This window comes from Mesorhizobium sp. CNPSo 4688, assembly GCF_057784295.1.
In genome coordinates, this window is the sequence record NZ_JBWLUY010000060.1 from 1 (window position 1) to 5,488 (window position 5,488).

Consider the following 5,488-nt stretch of genomic DNA (forward strand, 5'->3'; position numbering starts at 1 on the left):
GCGCGTCCGATGCCTGGCGTGGAATTGAGGCCTTGGTTGCCGGCCTTTCGGAAACGGATCGGCATGCCATTATGGGAGCAACGGCCCAACGCATCTACGCTTTAGGCGCGCCAAATTTCGATCCGCGTTGACGCCTTTCGACGTCCGAGTTGGGTCAGAAACCGGATCGGCTGGCGGGCCGCTCGTGCTGATATCATATGCTATCAAACTGACGGCGTGATCACCGGTGTTGCGGGAGTATTTCGGCTGGGAAATGTGGTGACTAGTCGCTTCTAGCGAGCGCAATAGCCCAGCCTTCGGTTTGGTTGCTGATGGTGCAATACTAATTCAGTTCACGGATGTGGCCGCGCGCCGGGTGTCAGCAGACGGCATGCCAGGCTTAACTTTACGAGCGGTTCCTTCGGCGCGGCCAATTTCTGTCAAACGCAGTTTATAGTGCCAGGTCGACGCTCTGTTTGAACTTGGTCTTGTTGAAATAATAAAGACTATAGATGTCAGAGATTGCGCACCTGCGCCGTGTTGCGAGGCCGCTTCCCCGCTGTGCCAGCCGAAACGCGCGCGGGGTGGCAGACGCCAATAGAGAAAGCCCGGCGCGAGCGTGCAAACCGGGCTTTCCTTTGGACAGTGCCGCTTCTACTGGAGACAGGCCGGCGACACGTCGACGAAGGCTATTTCTTCTTCGGACCACCGCCGGGAGGGCCGACGTGAATGTGGTTCTTGTCGCCCCAGCCATGGCCAGGGCGTGATCCACTCGATTTTGCAATCGCCTTCCATCCTCTGACGCCGGGGCAACGGCGGTAGACGCCTTTGGTAAGCAGGCTATAATTTAGCAATATCTGAAATGCCTGTGACAACCTATCCTCATGGATCACCCTGAATACGACCTAATCATTGTTGGTGGCGGTCTTGCAGGCGCTTCGCTGGCCATTGCCCTTGCCAGTCGCGGCGCCAGGATCCTCATTGTTGAACAGCAGGAGCCTTTCAGGGATCGTATCCGTGGCGAAGTTCTCATGCCCTGGGGAAGCCTCGAGGCCAAGCGCCTTGGCATATACGATCTCCTCCTCGAGGGCTGCGCCATCGAGGCAGGTTATCATTCGAGATTCAGGAGCGGCGCATCGCCCGCAGTTCGGGATCTGCTCGCGACGACTCCAGAGGCCACCTGCTGCATGACCTTTTCACATCCAGCGATGCAAGAGGTTCTGCTGGCGCATGCCGAGGCCCTTGGGACAGCGGTTCGGCGCGGGGAAGCCGCTGCTAGTGTTACATTCGGGGAGGTGCCACGGGTTCATATCGGCGATGAGACCAAAGGGGTCTCTGCCCGCCTGGTCGTTCTGGCTGACGGCCGAGATTCGCGACTGCGTTCGCTTCTCGGCTTCGAGGTGCGGCATGACCCGGAGCAGCTCATCACGGCAGGCATGATTCTTGAAGGCGACGTCGACTGTTCGGAGCTTCTCGCCGGCAACGCTCCATCATCGGGAAGCACAATCAATCTCTTTTATGATCCCAGGGGCGGACGAATGGTGATCGCGATGCGCATTGCGCCCGGGCGCAACCGCATCTACCTAGTCCACCACAAGGATGTTTTGCCTAAGCGTCTATCAGGCCGACACTCGGTCGATGAAATGGTCCGGCAGCTTCAGGCGGTGGGCGCCCCAGCCCACTGGTTTGACCGAGCTCGGCAGGCGGGTCCATTTGCGAGCTTTGACGGGTCACATCGCTGGGTCGACAATCCCTATCGTGACGGCGTGGTTCTCATCGGCGATGCTGCAGCCGCTACTGATCCAGCGTGGGGTCGTGGGCTGTCGAGGACGCTTCGGGATGTCCGGTTGCTGAGGGATCGGTTGCTACAGAGTTCTGATTGGCATTCGGAAGCACATGCTTACGCCAGGGACCATGATGATTTTTACGGCCGGATGCGGCGGCTGGAAGCAATGGAAACGGCTTTGCTGTTCGAACGCGGCGATGCCGCCGACCGGCGGCGCGAGCATGCGTTTGCACTCTTCGCCCAGGATCCGACACGTATTCCGGATGTCACCGGTTTGGGGCCAGAGGCACCGTCAGACGATCGGGCGCGTGCGCGCTTTTTCGGTGAAGACTGAGATTGCGACGGTTTTGCCTGGGAGGTGACGGGATCCCCCACGCCGGACCACGCGCCATTCGTCAGCGCCTCGTTGTCTGACTGAAAGTCCAAAGCCCCTGTTGGATTGCGCCGCCGGGCCTTCGGTTAAGTTCGATCCAGGTTGCACTTGCCAAGCGATTTTTCAAACTAGGACGCCCGATCGATCTGGAACCTCCCGGAAAGTGCGTTCACGCCGGAAAACCGGCGTTTCTGAAGCCTGACATGAAAAGCTTGAGGCCGACTTGGTCGGCGAACGGGAAACCTGAAAACAGCCGGAGACTCAGGTCGTGTTTCCTCGTCAGTGCTTCCACGACCTCAGCGCGCGCCTTCTGCGTCTCGCCCAAATGTGCGTACGCCGCTGCGAGGAAGGCATGAATGAAGAATTGGTCGCCGGCCTTCTGATACGAACCGACGGCTTCCGAGTACCTTCCAAGCAGGAAGAGCGAGCTGCCCTTCACCTCCGAGAACCATACCGGAGGTAACGGGTCGCGCAGGAGCGCAGTTTCGAGCACGTTCAGCGCCGTCTCGGCCTGTCCGCCGTAGTTGAGCCAGCTTGCGTAGTCCCCCGCTATGTTCACGTCCAGCGGGTTCAACGAGCGCGCTTGCTCGAAATGCACTCCCGCATCGCGATGCTGGCGCATGTGCGTAAGCACAAGCCCCATGCTCTGGTGACAGACGCCATCGCTCCTGTCGAGAGCGAGCGCCGTTCGTGCCGAGTCCCAGGCCACCTTGTGAGGCTCCAGCAGCAGAACGGACCGCAGTTCGCGACCTGTCGGGGTAAGTGGGATTACACCAACCGCACAAAGGGTCTGGGCGCCACGCCTGCTGGCGCTGGCGTGGCCCCGTCGAGGTCGTCAACTTGTAGAGCATCGCGATGATGGCTAGTAGCTACAGGATCCTCGTCACCAGCGTGTCCAAACGGGAATTCTCACGGTAAGCCAGTCGCACCAAGACGGCACCTAAGACGCCAATGAGGGCGCCGCCGATCACGTCGGTGACATAGTGGGTGCCGACATAAATTCTCGACCAGCAAATCAGGAATGCCAGAAAGGAAAGTGCTACCGTCCGGCGAGGCAGAGCTTGCATCGCGAAGGCCGCAACGATCGCGACGCTTGCAGTCGCGTGGTCTGACGGAAACGACCAGTCGGCGCTGGGTGCGATCAACAGATGCGTCACGCCAGCATCGTAGGGCCGTATCCGATGCACGAATAGAAGAATGAACTGGTTGATCGCCAGACCAAGCAAGAACGCCAAACCGGCTGCTAAGGAGGCGTGGCGAACATGGTAGCGGTCGACCTTCGCCCACCATTGCAGAACCACAGCCAGCACCATCAGCGGAACGCCGATTTGTGAGACGCCAATCACCGCATTATCCAGGAACAGGATGAAGCCCGTCTCCCCCATTGATCCAGTGAGTGAGAGTTGCATCCATTCTTTGTTGCTTCCGTTGTTGTCGATCAGGAGGGAGTTTAGTGAAAGCAGTCGACGAACGCCGCATCCATCAGATTTTTGAAGTCAGCATTTGGCTCAAGGGTGCGCACGCCCTGATCGAATGCCTTGGCGGCGTCCTTCTTTATCTCGTCACCACAGACACAATTGCCTCGTCGGTCAATGCCTTCACCCAAGACGAATTGATCGAAGATCCGAATGATTTCATAGCTGGCTATCTGTCGCAGATGGCAAGCCATTTTTCGGTCGCCAGCAAGGAGTTCTACGCCTTCTACCTGCTCAGCCACGGCCTGATTAAGCTGCTCTTGGTCATCGGCCTTTTGCGGGGCAAGTTGTGGTCGTATCCGGCCTCGCTCGTCGCTCTTGGCGCATTTATGGCCTACCAAGTCTACCGGTATTCCTACACTCACTCTCCCGGCCTGCTCGTGCTGACCGTCTTCGACGCGGCGGTCATGGTGCTGATCTGGCACGAGTGGGGGATAATGCGGCGGCACAAGCCAGCATAGCGACCGATTACCCTCCTCGGCTCTCTTCAATTCGCTGGACCGCGGACCAACACAGAATGGCCCAAGCGGAACCGACACACCAACCTGCAAGAACGTCGGTAGGGTAATGGACGCCGAGATAGACCCGGCTCAATCCGACCATGATCGTCAGAAACACGGCAAGCGAAACGAAATACGCCTTGACGCGGGGATCGGGGTTCGCCTTGGCGAGCAACGCCCCAAGGGTCAGGAAAGTGACGGCGGAAAGCATGGCGTGCCCGCTCGGGAAGCTGGCTGTAAAGACCCTTGTCGTGTGTATGAGATTGGGCCTTGGGCGATCGAAGGCGATCTTCAGAAGGGTGCTGATGGCCTCTCCGCCGGCCACAGCGACCGCAACGAGCACAGCGTACCTCCGCTTTCCCGCAATCAGCAGATAGCCCACTGCGGCGACTGATACGAAGCCCAGGAACGCAAAACTGCCAAGAGACGTAACGTCGCGCCCCATTTCCTCCAACCAGAGTGGACCGATCGGGTTGGTGGGGTCGCCGGCGCTACGGAAGGCCATAAGCACCGCCCGATCGAAACCGCTGGTGTCTCCCTCAATAACTTCCTCCGCTAGAAGACCGAAGCCAAGGACCAGAGCGGCCGCCAGAAGCAGCGACGCCATCATCCACATAGCGTCGACGCGAAAGCCGTGCAGAAACCGGTTGGGAAAAGAGGGGGACTTGATCGCCATACACACAAGCTACTGTAGGCGCGAAGCGCGTCAATCACTCACGACCTTTCTACGCAATGGGTGAAGCCGGGGCTGATCGGGGCGCGTAAAGCACTTGCGCGGCGAGGAAGACTTGAGGCATGCATCGCTGCAGGATTTTCGCGAGGATGACAAATAGCAGGGCCCGAAACCGGGCAGGTTCGGGGACGCGTCTACGGTGTGGCAGAAATCACGCGAACGAACCAAGTCTCAAGTGTTGCATGAATGAGACAGTAAATTTAGCGAACACTGATACATTTAGGTGCTCGGACTTTTAGCGTGGGATAACGATGCGCAGCCTTTCATTTGCAATTGCAGGTATTTTCGCGATGCTGGCTGGGTCGGCGAATGCCGCAGATGCAATCGGCGATGCTCAGCCCGAAAGCATCAATTGGTCGGGAGCCTATCTCGGCGCCGTGGCCGGGTGGGGCTGGAGCAGCGATCCCTACCGTTTCTTTGGCAGCACCGTTGACGTCGATTCAGACGGCTTTGTCGGCGGTCTGACCGCTGGTTACAATTGGCAGGCGGGGCCGATCGTTTTCGGCGTCGAAGGTGACGTGTCTTACGCCAATATTCACGGCAGCGTCCTCAAGGTTCCGTTTGTACCGCCTTGCGGGATCGAGGGCTGTTCGGCGGACATCGATTGGTATGGCACAGGCCGTGCGCGCGTCGGCTATGCCT

6 protein-coding genes are annotated in these 5,488 nt (G+C 58.9%); 3 read left to right on the forward strand and 3 right to left on the reverse strand.

Annotated elements, in window-relative coordinates; all coding sequences use genetic code 11:
• Positions 1-863: 863 nt before the first annotated feature.
• A complete protein-coding gene (locus AC04SH_RS34575) occupies positions 864-2,099 on the forward strand; it encodes an FAD-dependent oxidoreductase (RefSeq protein ID WP_488578063.1) in 1,236 nt (411 codons plus the stop codon).
• A gap of 208 nt (positions 2,100-2,307) precedes the next feature.
• Here AC04SH_RS34575 and AC04SH_RS34580 read toward each other — a convergent pair whose 3' ends face one another.
• Positions 2,308-2,847 carry a tetratricopeptide repeat protein gene (locus AC04SH_RS34580; RefSeq protein WP_488578064.1) on the reverse strand — a complete coding sequence of 180 codons (540 nt, stop codon included), beginning with the start codon at positions 2,845-2,847 and terminating at the stop codon, positions 2,308-2,310.
• Positions 2,848-3,007: 160 nt separating this feature from the next.
• Complete coding sequence (locus AC04SH_RS34585) at positions 3,008-3,547, reverse strand: phosphatase PAP2 family protein (RefSeq protein WP_488578065.1); 540 nt, start codon at positions 3,545-3,547, stop codon at positions 3,008-3,010.
• A gap of 44 nt (positions 3,548-3,591) precedes the next feature.
• On the opposite strand from AC04SH_RS34585, the gene AC04SH_RS34590 reads away from it, so the two are divergent.
• Positions 3,592-4,074 carry a DUF2127 domain-containing protein gene (locus AC04SH_RS34590; RefSeq protein WP_488578066.1) on the forward strand — a complete coding sequence of 161 codons (483 nt, stop codon included), beginning with the start codon at positions 3,592-3,594 and terminating at the stop codon, positions 4,072-4,074.
• 7 nt (positions 4,075-4,081) lie between these two features.
• Here the strand turns inward: AC04SH_RS34590 and AC04SH_RS34595 are convergent, their stop codons facing one another.
• Positions 4,082-4,789, reverse strand: a complete 708-nt coding sequence (locus AC04SH_RS34595) for a phosphatase PAP2 family protein (protein WP_488578067.1) — start codon at positions 4,787-4,789, stop codon at positions 4,082-4,084.
• Between the two features lie 308 nt (positions 4,790-5,097).
• Between AC04SH_RS34595 and AC04SH_RS34600 the strand changes: the two genes are divergently transcribed.
• On the forward strand, positions 5,098-5,488 hold a 391-nt coding region (locus tag AC04SH_RS34600), incomplete at its 3' end, for an outer membrane protein (protein ID WP_488578068.1).